The 23,781-nt window shown below is 60.4% G+C and carries 25 protein-coding genes; 18 read left to right on the top strand and 7 right to left on the bottom strand.

Annotated elements, in window-relative coordinates:
• Positions 1-58: 58 nt before the first annotated feature.
• Together VGN62_RS05120 and VGN62_RS05115 are read right to left on the bottom strand one after the other, a co-directional pair.
• Positions 59-445: a hypothetical protein gene (locus VGN62_RS05120; protein WP_310249206.1), complete on the bottom strand. Its 387-nt coding sequence runs from the start codon at positions 443-445 to the stop codon at positions 59-61.
• Complete coding sequence (locus tag VGN62_RS05115) at positions 442-942, bottom strand: hemerythrin domain-containing protein (protein ID WP_310088339.1); 501 nt, start codon at positions 940-942, stop codon at positions 442-444. The genes VGN62_RS05120 and VGN62_RS05115 overlap by 4 nt, the downstream gene beginning before the upstream one ends.
• Before the next feature lie 306 nt (positions 943-1,248).
• On the opposite strand from VGN62_RS05115, the gene VGN62_RS05110 reads away from it, so the two are divergent.
• Positions 1,249-1,548, top strand: coding sequence for a DUF6471 domain-containing protein (locus VGN62_RS05110; protein WP_310088340.1), 300 nt, complete (start codon positions 1,249-1,251; stop codon positions 1,546-1,548).
• A 54-nt stretch (positions 1,549-1,602) separates the two neighbouring features.
• Positions 1,603-2,442 (top strand): Fic family protein, encoded by an 840-nt coding sequence (locus VGN62_RS05105; protein WP_310088341.1) that lies wholly within the window; start codon positions 1,603-1,605, stop codon positions 2,440-2,442.
• Between the two features lie 114 nt (positions 2,443-2,556).
• On the opposite strand, the gene VGN62_RS05100 is transcribed toward VGN62_RS05105, so the two are convergent.
• Positions 2,557-3,036, bottom strand: a complete 480-nt coding sequence (locus VGN62_RS05100) for a DUF421 domain-containing protein (RefSeq protein WP_310088342.1) — start codon at positions 3,034-3,036, stop codon at positions 2,557-2,559.
• Entirely contained in the window at positions 3,036-3,572 is a 537-nt protein-coding gene (locus VGN62_RS05095; protein ID WP_310088343.1) for a hypothetical protein, read from the bottom strand. The genes VGN62_RS05100 and VGN62_RS05095 overlap by 1 nt, the downstream gene beginning before the upstream one ends.
• A 201-nt stretch (positions 3,573-3,773) precedes the next feature.
• Here VGN62_RS05095 and VGN62_RS05090 point away from each other — a divergent pair, with 201 nt between their 5' ends.
• The 3 genes from VGN62_RS05090 (at position 3,774) to VGN62_RS05080 (ending at position 5,477) form a co-directional block, all read left to right on the top strand.
• Positions 3,774-4,229, top strand: a complete 456-nt coding sequence (locus VGN62_RS05090) for a PA2169 family four-helix-bundle protein (protein ID WP_310088344.1) — start codon at positions 3,774-3,776, stop codon at positions 4,227-4,229.
• Between the two features lie 393 nt (positions 4,230-4,622).
• Positions 4,623-5,132, top strand: a complete 510-nt coding sequence (locus tag VGN62_RS05085) for a hypothetical protein (RefSeq protein ID WP_310088345.1) — start codon at positions 4,623-4,625, stop codon at positions 5,130-5,132.
• An 18-nt stretch (positions 5,133-5,150) separates the two neighbouring features.
• Entirely contained in the window at positions 5,151-5,477 is a 327-nt protein-coding gene (locus tag VGN62_RS05080) for a PilZ domain-containing protein (protein WP_327451654.1), read from the top strand.
• Between the two features lie 267 nt (positions 5,478-5,744).
• On the opposite strand, the gene VGN62_RS05075 is transcribed toward VGN62_RS05080, so the two are convergent.
• Together VGN62_RS05075 and VGN62_RS05070 are read right to left on the bottom strand one after the other, a co-directional pair.
• Positions 5,745-6,329: a DUF488 domain-containing protein gene (locus VGN62_RS05075; protein ID WP_327451653.1), complete on the bottom strand. Its 585-nt coding sequence runs from the start codon at positions 6,327-6,329 to the stop codon at positions 5,745-5,747.
• Entirely contained in the window at positions 6,329-6,856 is a 528-nt protein-coding gene (locus VGN62_RS05070; RefSeq protein WP_327451664.1) for a uracil-DNA glycosylase family protein, read from the bottom strand. Before VGN62_RS05070 ends, VGN62_RS05075 begins: the two co-directional genes overlap by 1 nt.
• A 132-nt stretch (positions 6,857-6,988) precedes the next feature.
• Between VGN62_RS05070 and VGN62_RS05065 the strand changes: the two genes are divergently transcribed.
• Together VGN62_RS05065 and VGN62_RS05060 are read left to right on the top strand one after the other, a co-directional pair.
• Positions 6,989-7,746 (top strand): IS5 family transposase gene (locus tag VGN62_RS05065; RefSeq protein ID WP_327451652.1). Its coding sequence is split into 2 segments (ribosomal slippage): positions 6,989-7,310 and positions 7,310-7,746, totalling 759 coding nucleotides; the frame shifts between segments, so codons are not numbered across the junction.
• Between the two features lie 1,003 nt (positions 7,747-8,749).
• On the top strand, positions 8,750-9,757 hold the full coding sequence (locus VGN62_RS05060) for a hypothetical protein (RefSeq protein ID WP_327451651.1): 1,008 nt from the start codon (positions 8,750-8,752) through the stop codon (positions 9,755-9,757).
• On the opposite strand, the gene VGN62_RS05055 is transcribed toward VGN62_RS05060, so the two are convergent.
• Positions 9,745-10,899, bottom strand: coding sequence for a hypothetical protein (locus VGN62_RS05055; RefSeq protein WP_327451650.1), 1,155 nt, complete (start codon positions 10,897-10,899; stop codon positions 9,745-9,747). The two genes, VGN62_RS05060 and VGN62_RS05055, sit on opposite strands and share 13 nt — an antisense overlap.
• 288 nt (positions 10,900-11,187) lie before the next feature.
• Here VGN62_RS05055 and VGN62_RS05050 point away from each other — a divergent pair, with 288 nt between their 5' ends.
• The 11 genes from VGN62_RS05050 (at position 11,188) to VGN62_RS05000 (ending at position 23,772) form a co-directional block, all read left to right on the top strand.
• Positions 11,188-11,394 carry a hypothetical protein gene (locus VGN62_RS05050; protein WP_327451649.1) on the top strand — a complete coding sequence of 69 codons (207 nt, stop codon included), beginning with the start codon at positions 11,188-11,190 and terminating at the stop codon, positions 11,392-11,394.
• Positions 11,395-11,654: 260 nt separating this feature from the next.
• Positions 11,655-12,317 carry a hypothetical protein gene (locus VGN62_RS05045; RefSeq protein ID WP_327451648.1) on the top strand — a complete coding sequence of 221 codons (663 nt, stop codon included), beginning with the start codon at positions 11,655-11,657 and terminating at the stop codon, positions 12,315-12,317.
• A 2-nt stretch (positions 12,318-12,319) separates the two neighbouring features.
• Entirely contained in the window at positions 12,320-14,554 is a 2,235-nt protein-coding gene (locus tag VGN62_RS05040) for a hypothetical protein (RefSeq protein ID WP_327451647.1), read from the top strand.
• Between the two features lie 2 nt (positions 14,555-14,556).
• Positions 14,557-15,543, top strand: coding sequence for an ATP-binding protein (locus VGN62_RS05035; RefSeq protein WP_310088365.1), 987 nt, complete (start codon positions 14,557-14,559; stop codon positions 15,541-15,543).
• A 205-nt stretch (positions 15,544-15,748) separates the two neighbouring features.
• Positions 15,749-17,680 carry a hypothetical protein gene (locus tag VGN62_RS05030; protein WP_310088366.1) on the top strand — a complete coding sequence of 644 codons (1,932 nt, stop codon included), beginning with the start codon at positions 15,749-15,751 and terminating at the stop codon, positions 17,678-17,680.
• A 258-nt stretch (positions 17,681-17,938) separates the two neighbouring features.
• Positions 17,939-19,108, top strand: a complete 1,170-nt coding sequence (locus tag VGN62_RS05025) for a sterol desaturase family protein (protein WP_327451646.1) — start codon at positions 17,939-17,941, stop codon at positions 19,106-19,108.
• 65 nt (positions 19,109-19,173) lie between these two features.
• Complete coding sequence (locus VGN62_RS05020) at positions 19,174-19,566, top strand: DUF2946 family protein (protein ID WP_327451645.1); 393 nt, start codon at positions 19,174-19,176, stop codon at positions 19,564-19,566.
• Between the two features lie 72 nt (positions 19,567-19,638).
• Positions 19,639-21,648, top strand: coding sequence for a TonB-dependent receptor family protein (locus VGN62_RS05015; protein WP_327451644.1), 2,010 nt, complete (start codon positions 19,639-19,641; stop codon positions 21,646-21,648).
• 54 nt (positions 21,649-21,702) lie between these two features.
• Positions 21,703-22,467 (top strand): molybdate ABC transporter substrate-binding protein, encoded by a 765-nt coding sequence (gene modA / locus VGN62_RS05010; RefSeq protein ID WP_327451643.1) that lies wholly within the window; start codon positions 21,703-21,705, stop codon positions 22,465-22,467.
• Positions 22,467-23,162: a molybdate ABC transporter permease subunit gene (modB, locus tag VGN62_RS05005; RefSeq protein ID WP_327451642.1), complete on the top strand. Its 696-nt coding sequence runs from the start codon at positions 22,467-22,469 to the stop codon at positions 23,160-23,162. Before modA ends, modB begins: the two co-directional genes overlap by 1 nt.
• The gene (locus VGN62_RS05000) at positions 23,152-23,772 is read left to right on the top strand and encodes a molybdenum ABC transporter ATP-binding protein (protein WP_327451641.1); all 621 of its coding nucleotides are present in this window, start codon (positions 23,152-23,154) and stop codon (positions 23,770-23,772) included. The genes modB and VGN62_RS05000 overlap by 11 nt, the downstream gene beginning before the upstream one ends.
• Positions 23,773-23,781 lie beyond the last annotated feature (9 nt).

Raw genomic sequence — 23,781 nt, 5'->3', positions numbered from 1 at the left:
TGAAATCAATGGTCCGGAGCCCAGGTATCGGCATGTTAGGAGTTGGTAAAAAGGCGCATCAGAGCCGAGCAGGCGTAAGCTCTATAGCAATGGGAACCGCGAGCGGATGCCACCCATGATGGGCCAGAACAGCGTTGCTTTCGATGGCCCGCCGTCCTCTGTCGCGATCGAGAGACCAGGTGATGTGGAAAATACTGCCGTCAGGCCGGCTGCAATTCCCAGCTATCGAGACCACGAGTGCTTCAAGCCCGTCACCGTCATCGGCATGGCCGATGACGGCGGCTTCCGATTTGGGGGGCACGGGATCGCTCAACGAAGCCTGCGTATCAAACGTGATATGATCGGCAACAAGATCACGCCAGCGTGGCGGAAAGATATCGACCAGAAACTCCCGACTAGCGCGATCAAGCTTCCACCCTGTAACCGCCATGGTCCAGAACCTCAAACGCGTATCGTCGCCAGCTGCGCTGGCGGCAGCCCGGTGCTTTCGGCCTGCGCTTTCAACTCTTCCTTGCGTGCCAACATAGCCTGACCGAGCGCTTCAAGATCGACGTCCGCGGCGCGCGCCTGCTGGAACATATTGTCTTGCTGCTTTTCTTCTTCCTTGACGTGATGCTTGATCTCTTCCGATAACACGGTGACCTTGGCGTCAAAGAACTCGTCTTCGGGACCCGATGCTTCGATGTCGTTGATCAACACCTTGGCGCTGTCATGCTCGACCCAGGCTTCCTTCAGCAAATCCTCGTCGATCTTACCCTTCAAAGCGGGATAGAAAACTTCTTCTTCAATCTGCGCATGGATTTTGAGTTCAGTGCAGATTTGCTTGGCGAGCTTCGCCTTGCGGTCGTTGCTTGTTGCCTTCTCGAACTCTTCGAAGAGGCCTTCGACGGTGCGATGGTCGGCAGCGAGAATGTGGGTCGCATCCAAATCGACGGATTTCATTGCAGTCTCCTGTTTTCAAACTCCCGTAAGTGCCATTCGAACGATTCGACAATGCGAAGGTTGCGCGATCTTCTGCCTGCAGGCTGAAAATCGCGTGCATTGATAGCGCCTAAGTTTCAGTCGAAAGGAGGAAGTGCTGCACCACGCCGATAATGATCCCTGTTACGATTTGATGGCATATTCGCTTTGTATAGCTAATTCATCATCACAAACGATTACTCCAATCACGCAAATTGACGATAACCACTTGGCATGGGCCCATATTAATCCCTACAAGTCCTGTGTGAACTTGGAGGAAGCAAAACCATGCCGATCGAAGGGAAGGTCTGGGAAAAAATGGTCAAGAACATATTGCGCGCAGAGATGATGCGCAGAGGCGTGTCCTATGCTGGTCTCGCCGAGCGGCTCCAAAAGCAGGGCGTCGAGGACAATGAGCTCAATCTGCGTAACAAGGTCAGCCGGGGTCGTTTCACTGCCGTCTTCTTCATGCAGTGCATGCAAGCGCTCGGCGTCGATCTTCTTCAGATCCCCCAAGCAACCGAGGAGGCGGCCCGAAGAGGTGGAGCCCAGAAACTTGCTAGAGGTCGGCCGGCTACAGATTCCTGATCCCTGATCGAGTATAAGTATAAAACTCTAATCAAACGCAGAAAGGATTGAGAAATGAAAATCGTCGAACAGATTCAAAACCTGCGTGATGAACTATCGGCCATGAGACCCCTCCCGCCTTCGCTTTTGGCGACCTTGCGTGAGCCGATCGACCTTGAACTGACCTACAGCTCGAACGCAATCGAGGGGAATACGCTGACGCTGCGTGAGACAGCTGAGGTCATTGCACATGGCATTACGATCGGCGGCAAGCCATTGGGAGATCACCTGGAAGCCATAGATCATCATCATGCTCTCGCGTGGATGTATGAAATGGCCAAACAGGATCATACGCTGACCGCCTTCGAGGTGCGTCAGTTGCACCAACTCGTTCTGCAACGAAGCAAGCCAGATCTCGCCGGACAGTATGCCGTGGCGCAGCGAGGAATCACAGGATCACCCGTCGTCTTTCCACAGCCATCTGAGGTGCCACACCTTATGGAAGACTTCGCGGGCTGGCTTAAAGATGCGCCTCTCAATCCTGAAAACGCTTTCGAGGCACATTATAAGCTGGTTACCATCCATCCATTCCAGGACGGCAACGGCAGGACCTCACGTCTGGTCATGAACCTTCAACTGGTGCGCGGAGGGTATTGCCCGGTCGCGGTAAGGCCAAATCATCGAATGGAGTATGTGAACTCACTGGAGGATGCACAGCTCAACGGGAACAAGACTCGTTTTCAAACTTTCATGCACCAGAGACTGCTCGAAACCATGGAGGGCTATCTGGGCATCATTCGCGAAGCGACGACCAACCTCGCAAAACGGGAAATCGAATCAAAGCCTGAGGACGATCGACGAAAACCCACCGCAGCACAGATCGCGAGGATGCGCGCAGACCGGGGCATCACCTAAGGTCCGCCGACCGAAAGACGGAGAAACCCACCCCGGCGATCGCTCGCAAACGCGAGAACTCTGCGCGCGACCGTTGGAATTTTGACCATCTATATGTCTTTAGTTTGGCGCACGTCAGACGATGTCGTCCGCATCTTGTTTCGGCGTCGCCGCGCCGTCCTTGCTGATAAAGCTGATCTTGCCTTGCGGCTCAAGAATAGCCCACTCGACATTGGCAAGCCGGCCGATTCCGGCAAGGCGCATCTCGGACAATATCTCGTCGCGCGTCAGTCGGTCACGCCGAAGATTCGCCTCGATAATCTTCCCATTTTTTACAACGACGCGCGGCTCGCCTTCGAGAGCATTTTTAAGTTTAGGAAAGAGATAAGTCGCCCAGCTCAGCGTCAGCGCCCAGAAAGCGAAGGTGCCGATTGCAAGCATTCCGCCCGTGAGGCTAAAGTCATTGTGGGTCACACCCTGTTGGATCAAGTCGCCCATGACGACCAGCAGCACGAGTTCGAACGGTGTCATCTGTCCGAGCTCGCGCTTCCCCAAGAGACGGATCAGCGCATAGAGCAGCGCAAACATCGCGGTCGCGCGCAGCACGATGTCCATCAGGGCAGAACCTTGATGCGGAAAACCTGGCGGCCGAGAAGTCGCTCGCCGTCATACACTGCGATCACGCCTTCATTGCCCGCGAAAAGCGGGGGATTTATCTGTCCGTCGATCTTGACCGAGAGCGTTTCTCCCGCTTCGAGTGGACCATAAGAAAAGCGATATTCGCCGTTCTTATATTCTTCTTCGGCGGCTGCCGGAATCATCGTGTTGATTGTCATGTCGCGCCAAAGTCCAGCCTCGACTGCAAGGGTCGCATCGGTGAGTGGCTCGTCGGCGCGGATATCTATCGCGGTTTCAAAAAATTCGCCGTTGCGAATGACCGTGGGCGTCAAGACGCTGAGCCGGGCGAGTCCGAAATCTGCATCGACACGCGGGCTCGGCTGGCCGCCGAAATGACCGGTGACCGCGGCGGCGACGAGGCTCCCCAAGATAAGAAACGAAATCGGGCTGGCATGGCGGTCCCAAAATTGAGCACGGTCGACAGGGTCCGTTATCCCATCGGGCGGATCAAGCGGAATTTCTGCTTCTTCCATAGTCGCACTACGCCCCAGTAGCGATCTTGTTGCTAAGGATGGGGGGGGCGTCCGATTGCCAATATTGGCCTCGTCGCTGTTTAATCACCATAATTGTCTGGTCCGCAATCGCTCGCCGGGAGGCAACTTTGTGAGCGCGGACCCGTTGATGGGGGCTGGCGCAGACATAATGTCAGGTGCCATCTTTTGAAAGGATCCCCCATGTTCGACAACAAGAATGTTGCAACGCTCAATTCGTTGATCGCGACGACGCTCGACAGCGTCGATGGATATCGTAAAGCCGCCGACGAAGCCAATGCGGCTCAGTTCAAGGACCAATTTTTAAGCCGTGCGAATGAGCGCCAAGCCATCGTCGCCGACTTCCAGGCAAAAGTTCGCGAGCTCGGCGGCGAACCCGAAGATGACGGCACCGTGTTGGCCTCTGCCCATCGTGCATTCCTTGGCCTGCGTGACATGCTGACCGGTGAGCGCGACGACGCCGCGGTCGTTGCCGAGGTTGAGCGCGGCGAGGACCACATCAAGTCGAAGTTCGAGAGCGCGCTTAAGGATGAAGACCTAGATCCAGCTGTCCGGGGAATCATTCAGAGCGCATTTACATCGGTCCGCGAAGGCCATGACCAGATGTCGGCGCTCAAGCACGGGCTTAGCTCCACCTAGCGAATAGACGCTCCAACCGAGCTGAATAACGGCGGCCCCTCTTGCGGGGCCGCCGTCTTTGCGTTTTGCACGCTTTTAACCTTCTGAAACCTTAGGCATAACCATACCACGATCCCGATTAGCACCGCCGCCGCAGCCTTCCTAGGCCGCCGTTCGTTGTCGCCGCCGAAGTTCAACATGGCCCAAGTCTGGCACACGACGGCTCGGTGTAGGATCAGACTGATGATACCGTGCCAATGCCGTTAGCCACGCGCGGGTAACTGGCGAAGAATGCCAGGCAGCAGCCGTCCGACATCCGCAGCATCAAACGACCATGGTGCAGCTTTTGGGCCCACCGTGCGTAACAATTAAACGTCCTGTGCGATCGACCGAAAATTTGGAGAGAACGGCGATATGGCTAGTCTTGCACACCCATCCAGCGGCGAATGCGCTACAGCATTTTCTAGCGTCAGAAACGCATGCGAGCACCGCAATCGACCGGTAGAAATCGCCGACTGGGTGATGATCAATATCCCATGGACAATCGCCGTGCCAGACTACGCCGATTTCCATGACCGGTGGGCGCTGCTAAGCCGCGGCGAACTTTATGCTGTTGAAGAAGAACTGCAACGGCGCACAAGCGCGCTCAACGCTCCCGATGCCGATCTCGACGCGGCCGCAGCCAAGCTGACTGGTCGTTCAAGCCACTGGACGGCGGCGGCGGAGTGGTTATCGCGTAATCCGCGTCGCTCCACTTCCCATTCAGAGTTCATTCTTCTTTTTGGCCAAATGTCGCGAGCTGAATTGCTCCTTTCCGCCATCGAACACAAGCGGCGGGGCCGGCTTACGTCTGACGGGACACCCGCTGGAACGCCGACTGTGACGGGGTCGAGCGCCTCAGTGCTTCGTCTAGACGTCGATTGAAAAATTTCAGTTAAAACAATGACCGAGCGCAAAACTGGCAGCACTGATAGCAAGCCGCAGCGGCGAGCCGCGGAGCGGGCAAGCGTATCCGCGACCGCGCGACTTCGCGAAGCGGGCCGGACGCCCTTTGAAGTCACCCTGTCCGACCTTTCGGCCACAGGCTTCCGAATGGAGACTTTCGCGCGGTTGCAGATCGGAAGCAAAATATGGGTAAATCTTCCAAGTTTGGCGCCCTTGGAAGCTTTTGTCCGGCGATGCGATGGGAAAATCTACGGATGTGAATTCGCGCGACCGCTCCATCCGGCCGTCGCGGAACACTTGCACGAACGATTTCAACAATCCTGAGCGCGCGTATCGCTCTCGATCACTTTTGCGATCTTGGCAGCTGGCGTGGGCTGGTCGTTGTGGAAGACTGTGGATGAGGAGGCGCCGCGATGAACGACCTTGGACATGCTCTCTCGCGGCGGCATAGAGCGCGGCTCCGCACGAACTGCAACGGGAGGGCTATTGGTGAGGCGCCCCTGCTTCAATTCAGGCAATCTCGTCCCTGATCGAAAGTCGCGTCTTCATGAGCTTGCACAGCACGAATGTCTGATTGAGCACTTGCTGAGATCAAGTTTCTCGGTCTGATTCTGTTCCTTTCATGACGTTCGCATCGGAGCCCTTCGGATAATGAAGGATCGGTCCGACGGCGACGGCGACGGCGGTCATTTTAGCGGGCTGAGACCGGTCACGAGCCATGAGATGAATAACTGACCGTCCCGCGTGAAGCAGATAATCGGCAATAATCCGACGGTGGCAGCGCCACCACACCGCCTCCGCACACATTATCGCGCTGCTCTTGCCATCGCTGCGCGTGAGGAGGCCTTGCAGCCCAGCTTGGAACGGCGCCGTGGTGGCGTAATCGGCATAATTGTGAAAACTTTGATTTTGCCAAAAGTCGTTGGTTCGCGGGTCGAGTGCAGCCTGCCGCGGACGCCGACCGCCTAGCTCCTTCAAAAAAATATGGTTGATCTGATATTCTGCGAGCGTGACGGGCAGGGTGTCTAGATTAAATTGAGGATTGGTTCGAGACCGTGGAATGGAGCGGACGTCGATTAATTGAGTGACGCCGGCATTTCGCAAAATCTCGACAAATTCCTCGATCGATCGCGTCGAGTGACCGATTGTGAAAATCGTTCCGTCAATTCCTGCCATTAGCTTTCGCTCGCTAGCAGGGCCTGGTTGACAACAGAGCGCAGTTCCGGGAGCACGTCAATTTCGAACCATGGGTTATTCTGCATCCAGATCTGCGATCGCCATGATGGATGAGGCAATGGAAAATATCGGGGGAGATAGTTGCGGAAGTCGCGCACACGATCTTCCACCCGACCGCTACCGAGCGCAGCCGCCTGCGCATAACTGCCAACTAGAAGAGTGACACTTATTACGGGCATTTCGGAAAGGATGCGAGTTCGCCACAATGGCGCACATTCGCTTCGCGGCGGCATGTCGCCGCCTGCGCTCCGGCCCGGATAGCAAAATGCCATAGGCACGATCGCAACTTTTTCCGGATCATAAAATATGGATGGTGGCAGTCCTGTCCAATGCCGCAGCCGGTCTCCGGATCGGTCCGCAAAAGGGATGCCCGAATTGTGAACTTTTGAACCAGGAGCTTGGCTCGCTATCAGGATACGTGCGGCTTTGGATGCCTGCAAGACCGGGCGGGCTCCTAGCGGCAACATGGGGGCGCACATTCGGCATCCGCGCACCTCATCCAGCATCGTTTCGAACGAAATCATCTACTCGACCTAGGCTCAGGACCCATTGATTTGCGTGGGTGATTATGATTCAGGCTGACGCAAGGAGCCTGAATGATGAGCGATCTATACTGGCTGACGGATGAGCAGATGGCTCGGCTTCAGCCTTTCTTCCCCAAGAGCCATGGCCGCCCTCGCGTGGATGATCGGCGGGTGCTGAGCGGTATCATCTTCGTCAATCGCAACGGGCTCAGGTGGCGGGACGCACCGCGGGAGTATGGCCCGGCCAAGACGCTTTACAACCGCTGGAAGCGGTGGAGTGACAAAGGTGTCTTCATTGCGATGATGGATGGCCTCTCGGCCAAGGGCACCGAGCGCAAAACGATCATGATCGACGCCACCTATCTCAAAGCGCACCGCACGGCATCGAGCCTGGGGGTAAAAAGGGGGGTCCGGGCCGCCTGATCGGACGCACGAAAGGTGGCATGAACACGAAGCTGCATGCCGTCACCGATGCCGATGGCCGTCCGATCAGCTTCTTCATGACGGCGGGTCAGGTGAGCGATTACACCGGAGCGGCAGCCTTGCTGGACGGCTTGCCCAAAGCACAATGGCTGCTGGGTGATCGGGGCTATGATGCCGACTGGTTCCGCGATGCCTTGCAGGAAAATGGCATTACCCCCTGCATCCCGGGACGGAAATCCCGCACGAAACCGGTGAAATACGACAAGCGCAGATACAGAAGCCGGAACCGGATCGAGATCATGTTCGGCCGCCTCAAGGACTGGAGGCGTGTCGCAACACGCTACGACAGGTGCTCAAAAACCTTCCTCTCGGCCGTCGCTCTCGCCGCTACCGTCCTGTTCTGGCTATGAGTCCTGAGCCTAGCGACGTTGAGCCTGATAGCCGGCATATGGCTTGTGCTGCACCTTCGCGATCTAGCCAGCCTTTTCTCGGCTGACGCTTCGAATGATATCGTTCGCGGTCCAGGCAGACGGAGAGCATTCCGTGCGCGAGTTTGGCTGGCCCTGATAATCTTTAACACTGGCTGGATCGCATCAATTTTAATCTGGATCTTCGTGATCGAGGGTTATGCGAACGCAGTTACCGACGCCGCAGGCTAATCTGGCACCGTTAAGACACGGCGACGCTGCCGTAGGGTTTAAGCGACTAAAGATCAGATGACCCGACCAACAGACACTCCTTGTCTTTCTGACGAGCGAGGCGGGTCAATATTGGCCGAATTCCTGTAATTTTAAGTCGATCTCACGCCTGCGTCTGAAATTCCGCAGCATGGTTCACCGAACGCTCGCACGTTGAGCGTGGTCGGCTGCGCGAGGCATTAGCAACCGGCACGGCGTGCGCCGATCTGATCCTCAACATCCTGTCGCGGCGCCGCGAACCGCCTCGACCGCTCACCATCATCATCTCCGAGGAAAGCGCCTCGCGCCATCCGCCGATCGCCGACTGCGCCCGTTACGACCAGCTGAGGACCTTCGATGCAGCGGCAAAACATGATGGAAGCGATGCGCGGGCTCAAGGCATGGCGGGCGCGTTCGACGATGCGATCACCACCGGCCTTCAGCGCCAGCGCACCACGATGGAGAAACTGACCGACCCTCTCCGCGCGTAAGCAACATCGCCATGCTGCCTCGCTCTGATACCGGATGGCGGCCGCCCGGCTGCCAGTCGGAAGGATGGAGGGTGTGTCCCTCATCTTGAGCCTTATCTTAGCTGACCATTCGGCCGCGACACAGCTGCTGGAGCGAGCGAGTCCAAACTCGCGCTCCATCACAGAACTGAAGATGTCCAAAGTCGTGAAGGCTTCACAATCCTAAACAGCTGAATTTTGTTATCTTTCATCAAGGGGAAAAAGCTATGTCCCACGACCTCATGTTCGTGGCACCCGAGCAGCGCGACGAGGTGCGTCGCAGGATCGCAGCCGTGGAACAATTCATTGCCGCGCCCGGGCGCAGGGCCGCCGAGGCGGCCGCTGCGAGACTAGGCCTCAGCACGGCCCAGTTCTACAACCTCGTCCGCGCTTGGCGGGCGAAGCAAAGACCGGAAATAATGATGGGTCGCCATTCGCCGCGCGAGATGCAATCCCGGATCGACCCATTAGTGCTCGATCTCATTGACGAGGTGATCAGCGCGGATCGCCGAGCTGCCGCCAGCGTCCTTGTCGAGCGAGTCCGTTCGTTGGCGGCGATCCGCGGTATTGAACTTCCGGACCCGAGCACTGTGGCGCGCTCCGTTCGACGCAAACGGCCGATGCTACTGACCGAAGAGCATAGGCGGGATGTCGATCTCATCATCGACCATACCGTCGTTGATCTGCCTGTCGACTTCGGTGATGGTCAAGCCCGACGCCCTCTCGTGACTGTCGTCATCGACGTCGCCTCCGAGGCTCCCGTCGCGTTGTCTATCTCCCGCTCGGTGCCGAGCCAGGCGGCCACCGCCGAAGCAATATTCGATGCGCTCCGCGGCGGCATCCGACACGCCAACGGTAGGGCAGCGAAGAGACGCATGAGCATCGTGGCGATGTCGGAGAAAGAGGGTGCCAATGTGGTCGCCACCCTGCGGCAGGCGGGTATCGATGCGGGCCTCATAATGACGGGCGCCCACGGTGGCGGGCTGGTCGTGGAATCGCTACTCGGACCGGAACCTGTCGGACTGCGGCTTAAGCAACGGCTCGTATGGCATCACGGCGAAAAGAGGTTGGCTGCAGTGCGTTCAGGTGCCCCGCCGCTGACAATCGCCGAAGCCGAGACGCTCATCAGGGGACGCCTACTTCACGGTCGTCCCACCACGGCGTTCAGCTCTTTAAGCAACCGCGACCAGGCATATCTGGCCAGGAGCTTGGCGAAGATCGCTCAAGCCGACTGAAGCGCGACCAGCGAGGCACGGATCACGGCGGCTAGACGTCCGTCGGTTACGCCACCACCAATGATGTTGGCTCGGGTCAGAGCGACAATGCGATCGACGTTGTGACGTTCAACCTCCCGCATCCAGATTCCACGTGCTTCTTCTAGCGCCACAATGGGGGCAACTCGACTCTTGAGGTATTCGTCGATGTCCATATCTGCCAGCAAGGTGCGCCGGGAATTCAACGGTATCCTGCCAATCCGCGGACCAGTCACCTGCTGGACTTGCTGACCAAAGGAAAACCCGCCAGCCCGGCCCATCACCAGTTCGCTGACATGCGGCTCCAGCGTCTGGATCAACGACTCAGCGTGTATGTCCGGTGGCAACATCCAGCCCAAACTCGGCATCGTATCGGGCTGGGGCGGCAGATCGGCCCTGTTAAGCTGAAGAAACGAAAGGCCGGCGGATAAGGCTTCGCGCTGGAGCGCACGGCCGTTATCTTTTCTGCCGAGCGCCGAGCCTAGAACGAGGCCACTAGCTGTTTCCATCAAGATGGCCGCTACCGCGAGGGCACGCTCTGTTCCGTCGAGAACAATCTGGACAGCGGTAAGGTCCAAGACCATTTCGCCACCAAATGCAGCGCGGACAAATTTGGGATCCCCAGTAAGCCGCCGACGTTCATCGCCGACTAGCCGCTGAAGGCGCTGGAGGACGGTGAGTGCGTGGTTGGCACCCGCGTCGGTCCGGACGAGATCCGGGTTCGCCTCCATGATACGCCTCGCCACATCAACGTTACGCGAGAGCGGGTTCGAGCGTAACAGGGTCTCGGCTTCTTTCCGAAGCGGACTCTCATCGCTGGCATCTACGCGCCTGCCGCTACGAGTGTCGTGCGGGACCAGACCGGCGAGCGAGTGGGTGCGCCACGCAACGCGCAAGTTGTAGAAGGCTGCGCGCTTAAGGCGAGCCAGATCGGCGAGCGGCCCGAGTGGCTCGCCCCGTTCTGCGCGCCAGACGGCTTCGAGCCGATCCAGAAGATTCTTGCGATTCGAAGCAGGAACGGCGTCCAGCACCACCCGATCCCGTTCAGAGATACCATCGGGCCACACCAAGGCGATCAGTTGCTGCTGTCGCCGCTCGATATCATCCTGAGCCTCTAAATCCATGCGGTTTGGTTAACCATGCAACTGATTAATGTCTAGTGGTATATGCCTGCTTGACGAAAGATCCCGCACCACCTACTTATCCGATGTCTAGTGCAGTTCGCCTAGAAATGATTCGGATTGGAGGTGGCGGATGCCAAAAGATCACAGCGAAGCAACAGGTGCAGACGAGACCTTCGAGCGGCCGCCAATACTGCCGCTGCCTACCGAGGCCGCCGCGCGCCTCTCGACGTGGCGTCGGCGCAAGTCTCAACGGCAGCGTCGGCCGGTGCCTATCTCGGGATTGTCCCGATGACGATCTTTGGCGGACAGGCGAGCCCCACCGCTTGGCGCATCGTCGTCGTAACATTGCGCGGCGACGGATTGCGGTCCGGCACCGTCGACGCGGTGAATCCGTCGACAGGGAATAAAGCGTCACTCCTGTTCGAGGGGCACGACGACCTGTCGGTTGACGGTCGCGAATATTGCCGCGCGGTGATGCAGGGCCAAAACCGATGACCCGCGTCAAAGCTCTGAGCAGGACGATCGAATGCGGTCTGATGGGCGAAGATCCGTCGTCGCCCGCCTGCACTGCCCAAGCAGTGAACTCGGGTGATCCCGTTCCCAAGTGGATTCTGCCCCATCCACACAGTCTCATTCCCCGAAGGCCACCGCGGTGGGTGAGCCGCGCCCCCCGTCGTGACGCGCCGCACGCGCTCCGTTCGAGAAGTGAAGGCTGGCGTAGTCCTCGCCTACGCACTGATCCTGCCGGTGGGCCCATGCGCATCAACATGACCTATAGAAATTCGTGCACGACTTCGGCCGACTTCTGCCCGACGATCGGCCACGACGTTTTCACGGAAGGCGCTTTCGAGGGGATCTATCGGGCGATCCTAACCACAGACGAAGATACCTGCGAGTTTCAGTTTCAGGTCGCGACCATCACCTGGACCACCAAGGACGGGCAGGACCGCCACTACACCTTTGACGGCGGGCGGATCACTGTGGATGGCGTCGAGCGGTGGTTCGAGATCAAGGCTCACGCCAGCTACTTCAAACTGCCCGACGTGGCCGACGTGCTGGACCAAGCGGAACGCGCACTTGCCGCACACGACATCGCTTTGGACCGAATAGATGGATCGGCGTTGCTCGATCACGTGCGGCTCCGCGCGGTAAACGGCGTTCTGCGCCATCGGAATGTTCCCTACAGCCGCCGCGATGTGGCTGCTGCGCACGATGCGATTCACCGCGCTGGTGGCGTCGCTCCGCACGGCGCTGTCGCCGCTGCCATCGGGAGGGGACAGCGCAACGCCGAGGCGATGATGTCGGCAATGCTGATCCGCCGCGAGATTGGCTTTCCGGTCAACGGCCCCGTGACGGTCGACACGCCAGTCACTCTCTTGCGCCGACCCAACCGACGCCTTTCCCGCTTCGGCACCTAGTCGTGTCTCTCCCGTGCACCATCGCCATCGGCGACATCATCCACCTCGGCGAGCGCCGGATCCGTTTCGAGGCGGATTTGGGAGACGGGGATTTGCATTTCACCGACGTGCGCACCGGCGCGCGCGTCCGCGTCGAGGATCCTGACACTGGCGATCCGTCCAGCACGACCATCGAGTGGCTATTGAGATCTTTGAAAGCAGGGCAGATTTATTATCAACGCGCTAGCGAGCCCCGGCCCGATGATCGTCGCGGAGACCTGACGCAAGTGGACGAGGACGCCGCCGACACAATCGATCCACTTACGTCTTGGCGCAGAACATGGGTGCGAGAGGCACGCGCGAATAAGGTGAAGTGCGAGGCGGCCTGCAAGGCTTTCATCGCTCATAGTTACGAGCGAATCTCTAGCGAATACCGCGAGCGGAAGGGACGGACATACAAACGTCCGGGAGCCAGCACGCTCAAACGGTGGATCATCAGAACCCCACAAGATTTCGCGCCGGGCGCCCACGTATCAAAGGCTGGTCGCCAGAAGGGGCAGTCTCAACTGACAAACGCAGAAGATGCTCTTGTCCACGAAGCCGCGCTCTACTTCTGGGCGGACAAAGGCGCGTCGATCGTCGACGCCGAGGCTGTCATGGCGCGAGGATGGAACTCATTGAAACTTAAGGGCGATATTGACCTTGGAGAGAAGAGACCTTCCTATGAGGCGGTCCGCCTCCGCGTCTGGAGCATTGCCACCTTCGCGACCGTCTTTGAAAAGTTCGGACGAGAGCGGGCCGAAAAGATGTTTGGAGCGGTCGGCGAACCGATCGAAGTTCATCGCGCATTCCAGCGGATATTCGTCGACGGAACCGAACTCGAGCAGGTGTGCCTCTTCGGTGAAGACTGGCAGCTGCCTGGAGGCAAGATGAAGTGCGTAGGCGCGATGGACGCCTTCTCGACCTTTGTCTTCGATCCGACAATTTTTGCCGGTCCCTACCGCGAGGAGATGTCGATCGAGGCGCTGTGCCGAGTAATGACGCCACCGGATCATCTCACGGAGGAACAACTGGCGTTTCATCCATACGTTGGATGGACGTTCGGAATTCCCGAAGCATGGACGCCTGACAATGATCGGACGCTGATAGGACCCGCCTATATTCCCGCGCTGCTGGACTTGGGTTCGCGGTTAGAGCTGCCCGCAACTTACCATTCGGACGCAAAAGCACCTCTGGAGTGGTGGTTCCGGTGGCTAAAGTCACGCCTCAAGGGATTGCCCGGCACCGTTCTTTCGCCACGCCACAGCCGCGATATCAAGCAGGATCCGGTCAATGGCGCGGAAATGGTATCGAGCCAGCTTGTCTACGCCGTCCGGGCCTTAACCTGGGAATACAACACCACTCCCGTGGAGCGGCTCAACTGGCGTTCGCCGTTCGACGTGCTGATCGCCAGTATGATCGCCAACGGTTCTGCAACCCTAAGCAACCCCCAGCGTATCCGGGCCGAAATGGAGAAAACGGTCAACGACCGCGTCCTAGCCGACGATGGACTTGAATACGACGGAATCCAGTATCGCGGGCCCGAGGTGGAGGACATCCTTCGTCGGAACTACCACGCCGTTGCATCTTCTCGTGACGGTCATGAACCCGTCCGACTAAAGGTGTCGATCCGAACCAATGAGGCAAACATCGATTACATCCGTGTTTGGCACGACGACGCGAGGCAGTTCGTGAAACTGTGGTCCACGCAACCGACCTACACAAATCTGCTTAGCCGATGGGAGCACGACGAATATCGCCGGATGGCCAAGGCGCGTAAGGAAAGATTCGATTCGGAGGGACAGCGAGTGCGGTCTCGGACTCGCAGTCTTGAGCAGATCGACGAACAAGCGCCGAAGATGGCGTTCCGTCGGCGTTCAAAGATGTTTACACTTTCGCAGTGCGAGGAGGTCCGCCAGCGCTCGGGCGCGCGCGCGCGCCGCCCTGGATTTCTAACATTTCCAGAGCATTTTGTCATTGTCGAGACGTCCACCGTTATGCGCGGCGATCCCGGAAAGCCGCCGCCCGGTCCGAAGAAGGAAACTGGCGGAGGCCCGCCCGGCAAGCAGTTCGCAGCCCCCAAGCGTGACGGCCGTCGCGGCATCTCGCCGGAGCGGCGGCACCCAGAAGACGACATGCAAGACGCCGCAAGCAACAGCATTGACTGGGATGCGCTGAGCCACGTGGCACCCGACGACGAATATGACGAAGAGGACTGAGTATGGCCAAAGATCCACTCGGAAAGCGGCCCCGCCCGCTCACTGGCAGACGCTTCGCCGACTATGCCGATCAGGAAACACAGTTACGAGAGGCGAAGATGCGAAAAGTTGTGAAGAATATATGGGTCGAGCACCCGCCGCAGGCAAACGTGATCGGCCGTATCCTCGCATACCGCTTCGCCACCCTTGAGGGTGCGGAAATTGGCGGGCAAGACGGACTATGCTTCAGCCAGGACAGTCAGATCGGCAAAACGGCCACTGTCACGCGCGTGAAGCACATTCTCGCCGAGGAACGCGCCGCGAGGGGTGAGTTGCCGAATCCTTATCAGATCATCGTCGTGGGCCTCGATCAGAAGACGTCACTCAAGAGTGTTCTGCAGGACGTCCTGATACAGATGGAGGACCCAGATTGGGATTATGGCACCGAGAAGCAGCTCAGGCAACGGATCCGTAAGTTCGTCAAACGTCTCGGCGTTGAACTGATAATTATCGACGAATGCCAGCACTTACAGAAGGGCGGGAATGACGTTGCCGACGTGACGGACGCCTTTAAACGCTTCCTCGACATGGGCATCGCACCGTTGGTGTTAGTGGGAAACCTCGATGCTAAGCGAGTGTTCGATCGCAATCCGCAATTCCGCGCCCGTCTTGGGCTCCCGCTGACACTGCCCGCGCTCGATGTTAAGAAGCGCACCGCGGACGCCGTGCACTTCCGCAACTTCGTCATGGGTTTCGATGCGGCACTCGCGCAATTGGAGGCCTTCGGTAAAACCTCAGATCTTTCCGCCCCCGCCATGCTCGACGCCTTGCAGGAGGCATCGGGCGGATATTTTGGCCGCGTGGCACGGATAATCCAAAACGCGGCGATTCATGCAGCGGCCAGGGGAGCGCAGTTCATCGAGGCCTACGACCTCAGCTGTGTTGTTCGCGACTACGCCATCCCCGCAGGTTGGGTCGGCGACGATCCTTTTTCGACGCCTAATGTCTGATCATCTCGTTAGGAAACCCGACAGCAGCCTGGTGTCTTCCACGACGGACGTAGCGTTTGATTGTGGATCGGGCTTTGACACCAAGAAGCGTGGGCCGAGGGGCGTGCGCAACCGCAATGCTTTGCCACCTGGGCGGCGAATCCTTCGCCGCAACGTAAAGCGTCCGCACCTACACGCGTCGGGATGGAGCGTCCCCGAACGCAAGATGAAGATCGGCCAACCGCTTCGCTTTCCGACGATTCCGGAAGAATACGAAAGCCTAATCGGGCTCGTGGCGCGGGCTACTGCAGACCATGTGCTGCTCGACCTGAACAGGGTGCTTCGTCGGGCAGGCATAAGCATGGACCGGCCCGGATACCTTACTCGACTCGATTCAGCCACGTTGGAACGCCTCGCTCCCATCATCGGCTGCCCGGTCGAAGAGGTATTGTCTCGAACGATGTGGACCATGTTGCCTCATGCGAAAGCCAGGCGCGCTAGGCTGCGGGCCAACCACCTCAGCGTGTGGGACATAGAGACCGAGCACCGCAGGATTTCTCCGCTCGCGATTCTCGCTGGCTCCCGCCACCGCGAGTCATGGCTTCTCCGGATACTGCCATATTGCTCTGTCAGTTTCGAACTCCTTCGATCGGACTGCTCAGAATGCAGTGCGCCTTTGCGATGGAAGAAGTCCGTTGGGATAGATGTCTGCGAGACATGCGAACAGGTGGTCGGACCCACCGACGCCGCGTTGCTAGACGAGGAAATGAGGTCAGATTATGCGCTGTTCGCACGCCTCATTTCTGGTCGAGTCGAAGTGCGCAAGAAGGCTTTTAGCGAACTGAGCCCTGCCGTCCAAGACTTGGATGTTGAAACCCTGATCCGAATGGTCATAGGCATAGGGGCCTGCTTCCACTTAAAGGACCGCTTCGTAAATCGAAAGTCGATCCACAGACTTCCGCCCGCCCAGCAGGCTGCCATTATATCGACCGGCACCGAAATTCTGAGGGAATGGCCCGGCGCGCTGCAGCTCCGGTCACAAGAGGAGGCCACCCGGCTAATTGCGGGTGGCAGCGATTACCGAAAGCTGCGGGCCAGATTGCAAAAGCTGGGCCATCGGTGGTTCGTAAGCCAAAAACAAGCAGACCTCATACGTGACGCGCTCCCCGACATATTTTGCAACGTGCAACGCAGCTTCAAGCCTCTTTCGGACACGCTTCTGCGCCGTGAAGCGGGCAAACTCCTTGGCTTGGCCGTCAGGCATGTCGATTTGGTTGATGCCGGGCTTCTTGCGGCGGAGGAACTGGGAGGAGGCGCAAATCGAAGGTTTCGTTTCGATCGTTCGGTCGTGGAGGCGCTACGCAGGCGTATAGACGGATCAATTTCAATGGCCCTGTTTGCGCGGCAGACCTATCTTCCGACCTACGCGATCGAGAATCTTTGTGACCATGGGATACTCGAGCGCGAAAGTGACCCAGCACTGTTTCACCTTCGCCATGGCTCCAGCATCACCCGGACGTCCATCGAGTCGCTTCGCGCGGCGATATTCGAATTGGAACGCGGCACAGCCCCGAGCGATGCCGTCCCGCTCGGGACCGCCACGCGGCGGATTGGAGGCCGCTTAAAGCCATGGGCCGATATCGTAGTCGCATTGCGAGACCGGTCGCTTACGTGCTGGATAGCTCCCAACGCGACTTCGGAGACACCCTGGCTACGCAGCATCCTGATTGCGCCTCCCCAATTCGCTCAGTTCGACAATATCGCGATGACCGAGCCACCCGGACAAAGCCCACGATCGCTCGCCGACTGTTCGTTGTCCGATGCAAAGGAAATTCTCAACCTTCGAGGCACACCATCAGTTGATCTTCAGGACGTCTTCGCAAAAGAAATCGCGGCATGCGATCAACGGGGCCCGCGCAAGGCAGTTCCGATGGCGAAGGTCCTCGAGAAGGCTGAACAAGAAATCGGCATCGGCGAGATCTGTGCACGTGCTAATTGGAACGCGCGTCAGGCAAAATGGGCGCTGGCACTCTTCGCGAATGATCGCACGGCATGCGGGTGGAACCGCGCCGCAATCGAGAAATCGGGGGTTTTGGAGACGCAAATTAACTGGAGCGTCAGAGCGCATCGCCGCGATCCAAGGACGTTGGGGTCGTGATAGCTTGTAACCGGTCGTATTAGGTCAAATTAGCTTGTAGCCTGTCAGCTTGTTCTACCCAAGGAACGTGGGTCGTTTCAAGATTGGGCGAAGGGCAGGATAAATAATAATATCGTCACCCCGGACTTGATCCGGGGCCTGCCTTTCTTGAAGGAGTGGAGGCGGGTGCAGGGTCAAGCCCGGCATGACGAAAAAGAGGATGCGAAAGCCGTGCGCCTCATCACAGACGGCGCGGCGGAAATGCTGTGAGGGGACCGCATGGCAAAGCGTGACTATCTTCAGAATCTGATGCGCGATCTCGAATCGCATACCGAGGTGCGGCGTTTCGGCAGCGGCTGGCTGTCGGGCTTCTTCGGGTTGCTCTTTGCGATCGCGGGCTTCTTCATGGTGGTCGCGCTACGCTTCCCCGACTGGTTTGCGACGCCCGAACTTGAAATCATCAAGCATTGGGGCGGTTTTCGCGGGCTCGTCCATGCGGTGTTGCTGGTAAGTTACGGCCTCTCGCTACTCAGCCTGTTGCTTCGCCCCCGCAAGGTGCTCGGCCTCACCGCGCTGATGATCGGGCTTGCGGCGATCCTCGTCGGCGGAGCGAACGTCCAGCCGCAGGAGACGCGCGACTGGGGCATTTTCTTCGGGCTCGATTTCTTCGTCGTGAACCTGCTCGTCACCGGCTTCATGTTCGCGCCGCTCGAACGCGCCTTCCCGCACCGCCGGGCGCAGCGGCTGTTCCGTACCGAATGGCGCGAGGACCTTTTCTATTATCTCGTCAGCACGATGTTCGTGCAGGTGTTGGGCTTCCTCGCGCTCGCGCCCTCGACAATCATCAACGAGAATACCTCGAACTGGGAGGCCTTTCGCGCCGCGGTCGCGTCGCTGCCGTGGATCGTCCAGTTCGTCATCGTGATCGTCGCGTCGGACATGGCGCAATATTGGTTCCACCGCACCTTCCACCGCTACCCTTTCCTCTGGGGTTTCCACGCGGTGCACCACAGCGCGAAATCGATGGACTGGCTCGCAGGATCGCGGATGCACTTCGTCGAGATCATCCTGCTGCGCTCGATCACCTCGCTGCCGCTCTTCACCCTCGGCTTCGCGCCGTCGGTGATGCAGGCCTATATCGGCTTCGTCTATGTCTGGTCGTCGCTGCTCCACGCCAATGTCGGGGGTGATTTCAACCGGCTCGGCCACTGGATCGCGACCCCGCGTTTCCACCACTGGCATCACGGGCTCGAACGCGAGGCGTTCGACGTCAATTTCGCGATCCATTTCCCGTGGATCGACAAATTGTTCGGCACCTTCCATCTGCCCAAGGACCGCTGGCCCGAAAACTACGGCATCCCCGAAGATGTGCCCAAACATTATTGGGGCCAGTTCCTCTACCCGTGGACGCGCACGGGCAAGAAGACCGACGAAACGCCTGCCGAATAGCCTGGAGCAGAGTGGGGCAATCTGTCCGCTTGCCAGCGTCGTGCCCGCGCCATAAGGCGCGGCACGTGGGCATCCTCGCCGCCTTTCGCCGTCCCGGCATATTGCTGCTGTTGCCGCTGCTGCTTGCGCTCGCTGCGCGGGTGCTCGTCGCGCCGGGCTGGATGATCGAGAGCGATGCGGGCGGTTCGATCACCGTGCGCATCTGTTCGGACCCCGCCAATCCGGGCGGGACGATGACGATTCCGCTCGATAAGGCGGGCAGCCACGACAAGGGCGAAGCACAGCAGCATTGCCCGTGGGGCGCGCTCGCCAATGCGTCGATCGTGCCCGACCTGCCGGTCCTCGCCGCGGCACCCATGGCCGCGGACCCTGCGCCCGTCGCCGCGCGCTCGCTCGGCTTCGCGCCGGGCATCGCGTCGCCGCTTCCGCCGAGTACCGGACCACCTCTCTTCGCCTGATTCAGCCTGAACTGCCGTCCGCGCGCAAAGCGCGGCGCGGACCCATGCCTGTATCCGGGGAAGAGATTTCCAATGACAAAATATGCCGATTACGCGGCGCCCTTGCTGGCGCTCGCCACCTGCCTTGCCGCCGTTCCCGCCCGTGCCGACGAGGCCGATTCGACGATCATCGTCACCGCACCGACTTCGACCGACGACGCCGAGGTGCGCGCCGCGCGCGCGCCGGGCGGCACCGACGTCGTGTCATACGAAGATTATGCCGACAAATCGGTCGTAAGCCTGCGCGACACGCTCGCTTTCTCGCCCGGCGTCTATCTTCAGCCGCGTTACGGGCAGGAGGTGCGCCTTTCGATCCGCGGCTCGGGCCTGTCGCGCGGTTTCCATATGCGCGGGCTGACGCTGCTCCAGGACGGGGTTCCGATCAACCTCGCCGACGACAATGGCGATTTCCAGGAACTCGAACCGATCTTCTTCGATCATCTCGAAGTCTATCGCGGCGCCAACGCGCTGCGCTTCGGGTCGGGCACATTGGGCGGCGCGATCAACGGCGTGACGCCGACGGGGCGTACCGCACAAGGCATCTACCTGCGCGCCGACGCCGGCAGTTTCGATAGCGTGCGCGGCCTTGTCTCGGCTGGCGTCGCGAGCGACCGCGTCGACGCATGGGGCGCGATCAGCGCCGACACGTCGGATGGCGACCGCGACCATGCCAAGCGCCGCAGCCTCCGCTTCCAGGGCAATGTCGGGTTGAAGCTGAGCGATGTGGTGAGCACTCGCTTCTATGCCAGCGTCAACCATATAAGGCAGGAACTGCCCGGCGCACTGACGATGGCTGAAGTCTTGTCGACCCCGCGCAAGGCGAATGCGGGTGCCGTCACAGGTGATCAGGCCCGCGACATCGATTCGCTGCGCCTCCAGAACCGCACGCGCTTCGACTGGGGCGCACTCACCCTCGACGTCGGCGGTTTCGTCAACGCCAAGTCGCTCCACCACCCGATCTTCCAGCTCATCGACCAGAAGTCGGTCGATGCCGGCAGCTTCTTTCGCGCCGACTATGCGGCGGGGCCGGTCGAGGTGACGGTCGGCGGTGAAATCCGCCGCGGCAGCACCGACGCGCGCCAGTTCGTCAATAGCAGCGGGCGGCGCGGGGCGCTGACCTTCGACGCCGACCAGAAGGCACAGACCGCGACGCTCTATGGTGAAGTTCGCGTGCGGCCCGTCGGCGCGCTGACGCTGGTCGCGGGCGGCGTCTACGCCGACGGCTGGCGCAAGCGGGCGGTCAATTTCTCCACCACGCCGGCGACCGACGGCCGGATCGACTTCGACGCCTTTTCGCCCAAATTCGGCCTGCTGTTCGAGCCCGCCGCCGATATCCAGTTCTTCGCCAACTACAGCCGCTCGGCCGAATTCCCCGGCTTCGGCGAAGTGTTCCAGACGATCGGTGCCCCGCCGACGAGCACGGTGGTTTCGGACATCCGTCCGCAACGCGCATGGACTGCCGAATTTGGCACGCGCGGCAAAGTCGGTTTCGCGAACTGGGACATCGCTATCTACCGCTCGACGCTGAAGGGCGAACTGCTCCAGTTCACGACCAACAGCAACATTCCCGCCGCGACCTTTAACGCCGACCGGACGCTGCATCAGGGCGTCGAGGCGGGGCTGGATCTCGCACCGACCGACTGGCTGCGATTGCGGCAGGTCTATACCTACAGCGACTTCCGTTTTCGTGACGACGCCCAGTTTGGTGACAACCGCCTGCCGGTGGTACCGAAGCATGTCTATCGCGCCGAACTCCGTCTTGGCGGCGATGCGCTCCATATCGCGCCGAACCTCGAATGGGTACCCGATGGCCCCTTTGCCGATTACCGCAACCAGGTGCGCACGCCGGGCTATGCGCTGATCGGCATCACCGGGGGCGCGACGATTGCGAACGGCATCGACGCCTTTGTCGATGTCCGCAATATCACCGGCAAGAAAGCCATCGGCGACATCAGCGCGGCGATCGCGGTCACGTCCGCATCGGCGATCTATTACCCTGTCGAGCGCCGCGCGGTATCCGCCGGAATCCGCGCGCGCTTCTGACGATGGCGAGCGGGACGGCTTTCCCTGCCGTCCCGCTCCGCTTATGGTCGCGCGATGATCCGTCATGTGCATTTCCTCGTTGCGCTACTGGCGCTGCTTCTTGCCCCCGCCGCGATCGCGCAGGAGCGCGGTCCGGTCGTGCTTGCGGCGGCGAGCTTGCAGGAATCGCTGACCGAGGCGGCGAATGCGTGGGCGGCACAGGGCCACGCCAAACCGGTCATCTCCTTCGCCGCCTCGTCGGCGCTCGCGCGGCAGGCGATCGCGGGCGCGCCCGCCGACCTGTTCCTCTCGGCCGACGAGGAATGGATGGACGCGGTGGCCAAGGCGGGGCTTTTGCGCGCCGGCACACGCACGACATTGCTCGGCAACCGCCTCGTGCTGATCGCCCCGGCGGCGAGCAAGGTCCGCCTGACCCCGGCGCGCGGCTTTCCGCTCGCGAAGGCGCTCGGCCCGGGCCGGCTCGCGCTCGCCGATCCTGCGGCGGTTCCCGCCGGCAAATATGCGAAAGCGGCGCTCACCGCGCTGGGTGTCTGGAGCGGCGTCGCCGCGAAGGTCGCGCCCGCCGAGAATGTCCGCGCGGCGATGGCGCTCGTCGAACGCGGCGCGGCGCCGCTCGGCATCGTCTACGCAACCGACGCGCGCGCGTCGAAAGCGGTGCGAATCGTGGGGACCTTCCCGGCGACGAGCCACCCGCCGATCCGCTATCCGGTCGCGTTGCTCAAGGCGTCGCGGCACCGGGAGGCCGCGGGCTTCCGCGCCTTCCTCCTGTCGAAACAGGGCCGCGCGATCTTCGCGCGCCACGGGTTCTCGAACCCCTGATGCTGTCGGCCGAAGAGTGGGGGATCGTCGCACTGTCGCTGAAGGTCGGCGGCGTTGCGGTGCTTGCGACGCTTCCCATAGCCTTTGGTCTTGCGTGGATTCTTGCGCGTTATCGCTTTCCGGGGCGCGTTGTCCTTGATGCGTTCGTCCACCTGCCGCTCGTGCTGCCGCCCGTCGTCACCGGCTGGCTGCTGCTGATTGCGTTCGGGCCACTTGGTCCCGTCGGCCGCTGGCTCGAAAGCTGGTTCGGCGTCAGCCTGATGTTCCGCTGGACCGGCGCCGCGCTCGCCGCGGCGATCATGGCGCTGCCGCTGATGGTGCGCGCGATGCGGTTGTCGATCGAGGGGATCGACCGGCGGCTCGAGGGCGCGGCGCGCACGCTCGGCGCCAGCCCATGGCACAGCTTCTGGACGATCAGCCTGCCTCTCGCGCTTCCCGGTATCCTCGCCGCGCTCGTGCTCGGCTTTGCACGTTCGATCGGCGAGTTCGGCGCGACGATCACCTTCGTCTCGAACATTCCGGGCGAAACGCGCACCCTACCGCTCGCCATCTATTCGGCGCTGCAGGTGCCCGGCGGCGAAGCGATGGTGACGCGGCTCGCGCTGCTGTCGGTTGCGCTTTCGCTCGGCGCGTTGATCCTGTCCGAATATCTGGTGCGCCGTACGTATGGTGGAAGGGCGCGGTATGGCGATTGATATCGACGTCACTCGCCGGCTCGGCGAGCGCACCATCGCCGCGCGCTTCACCGCGGGGCCCGGGCTGACCGCGCTGTTCGGGCCGTCGGGCGCGGGCAAGACGAGCATCCTCAACATGGTCGCCGGGCTGCTCAAGCCCGATCGCGGGCATATCCGCATCGGCAAACGCACGCTGTTCGACGGCACCACCAACCTGCCGCCCGAGGCGCGGCGCGTCGGCTATGTCTTCCAGGACGGGCGGCTGTTCCCGCACCGCCGCGTCCGCGCGAACCTGACCTATGGTCTCGACCTCGCGCAACCGGCGAATCGCTGGATGGGCCTCGACGAAGCGACGCAGTTTCTCGGCATTGGCCACCTGCTGGGTCGCTGGCCCCACAGCCTGTCGGGGGGTGAGGCGCAGCGCGTCGCGATCGGCCGCGCCCTGCTCGCGGGCCCCGAAATCCTGCTGATGGACGAACCGCTGTCGTCGCTCGACGCGGCGCGGCGCGGCGACATCATGACAGTGATCGAGCGGATACGCGACGAGCTCAAGCTGCCGGTCCTCTACGTCAGCCACGACCGCGCCGAGGTCGACCGGCTCGCGACTTCGGTGGTGGAGATTGGCGAATAAAGTTTCACT

The sequence above is a fragment of the Sphingopyxis sp. genome, assembly GCF_035998905.1.
In the GTDB taxonomy this organism is placed as follows: Bacteria; Pseudomonadota; Alphaproteobacteria; order Sphingomonadales; family Sphingomonadaceae; genus Sphingopyxis.
This window is presented reverse-complemented; position numbering and strand designations above follow the sequence as displayed.

Excerpts from the sequence above, each read along its gene's own strand:
- VGN62_RS05115 (WP_310088339.1), bottom strand. The coding sequence starts at position 942 with ATGAAATCCGTCGATTTGGATGCGACCCACATTCTCGCTGCCGACCAT.
- VGN62_RS05110 (WP_310088340.1), top strand. The coding sequence starts at position 1,249 with ATGCCGATCGAAGGGAAGGTCTGGGAAAAAATGGTCAAGAACATATTG.
- VGN62_RS05105 (WP_310088341.1), top strand. The coding sequence starts at position 1,603 with ATGAAAATCGTCGAACAGATTCAAAACCTGCGTGATGAACTATCGGCC.
- VGN62_RS05100 (WP_310088342.1), bottom strand. The coding sequence starts at position 3,036 with ATGGACATCGTGCTGCGCGCGACCGCGATGTTTGCGCTGCTCTATGCG.
- VGN62_RS05095 (WP_310088343.1), bottom strand. The coding sequence starts at position 3,572 with ATGGAAGAAGCAGAAATTCCGCTTGATCCGCCCGATGGGATAACGGAC.
- VGN62_RS05090 (WP_310088344.1), top strand. The coding sequence starts at position 3,774 with ATGTTCGACAACAAGAATGTTGCAACGCTCAATTCGTTGATCGCGACG.
- VGN62_RS05085 (WP_310088345.1), top strand. The coding sequence starts at position 4,623 with ATGGCTAGTCTTGCACACCCATCCAGCGGCGAATGCGCTACAGCATTT.
- VGN62_RS05080 (WP_327451654.1), top strand. The coding sequence starts at position 5,151 with ATGACCGAGCGCAAAACTGGCAGCACTGATAGCAAGCCGCAGCGGCGA.
- VGN62_RS05075 (WP_327451653.1), bottom strand. The coding sequence starts at position 6,329 with ATGGCAGGAATTGACGGAACGATTTTCACAATCGGTCACTCGACGCGA.
- VGN62_RS05070 (WP_327451664.1), bottom strand. The coding sequence starts at position 6,856 with ATGTTGCCGCTAGGAGCCCGCCCGGTCTTGCAGGCATCCAAAGCCGCA.
- VGN62_RS05060 (WP_327451651.1), top strand. The coding sequence starts at position 8,750 with ATGTCCCACGACCTCATGTTCGTGGCACCCGAGCAGCGCGACGAGGTG.
- VGN62_RS05055 (WP_327451650.1), bottom strand. The coding sequence starts at position 10,899 with ATGGATTTAGAGGCTCAGGATGATATCGAGCGGCGACAGCAGCAACTG.
- VGN62_RS05050 (WP_327451649.1), top strand. The coding sequence starts at position 11,188 with ATGACGATCTTTGGCGGACAGGCGAGCCCCACCGCTTGGCGCATCGTC.
- VGN62_RS05045 (WP_327451648.1), top strand. The coding sequence starts at position 11,655 with ATGCGCATCAACATGACCTATAGAAATTCGTGCACGACTTCGGCCGAC.
- VGN62_RS05035 (WP_310088365.1), top strand. The coding sequence starts at position 14,557 with ATGGCCAAAGATCCACTCGGAAAGCGGCCCCGCCCGCTCACTGGCAGA.
- VGN62_RS05030 (WP_310088366.1), top strand. The coding sequence starts at position 15,749 with ATGAAGATCGGCCAACCGCTTCGCTTTCCGACGATTCCGGAAGAATAC.
- VGN62_RS05025 (WP_327451646.1), top strand. The coding sequence starts at position 17,939 with ATGGCAAAGCGTGACTATCTTCAGAATCTGATGCGCGATCTCGAATCG.
- VGN62_RS05015 (WP_327451644.1), top strand. The coding sequence starts at position 19,639 with ATGACAAAATATGCCGATTACGCGGCGCCCTTGCTGGCGCTCGCCACC.
- modA (WP_327451643.1), top strand. The coding sequence starts at position 21,703 with ATGATCCGTCATGTGCATTTCCTCGTTGCGCTACTGGCGCTGCTTCTT.
- modB (WP_327451642.1), top strand. The coding sequence starts at position 22,467 with ATGCTGTCGGCCGAAGAGTGGGGGATCGTCGCACTGTCGCTGAAGGTC.
- VGN62_RS05000 (WP_327451641.1), top strand. The coding sequence starts at position 23,152 with ATGGCGATTGATATCGACGTCACTCGCCGGCTCGGCGAGCGCACCATC.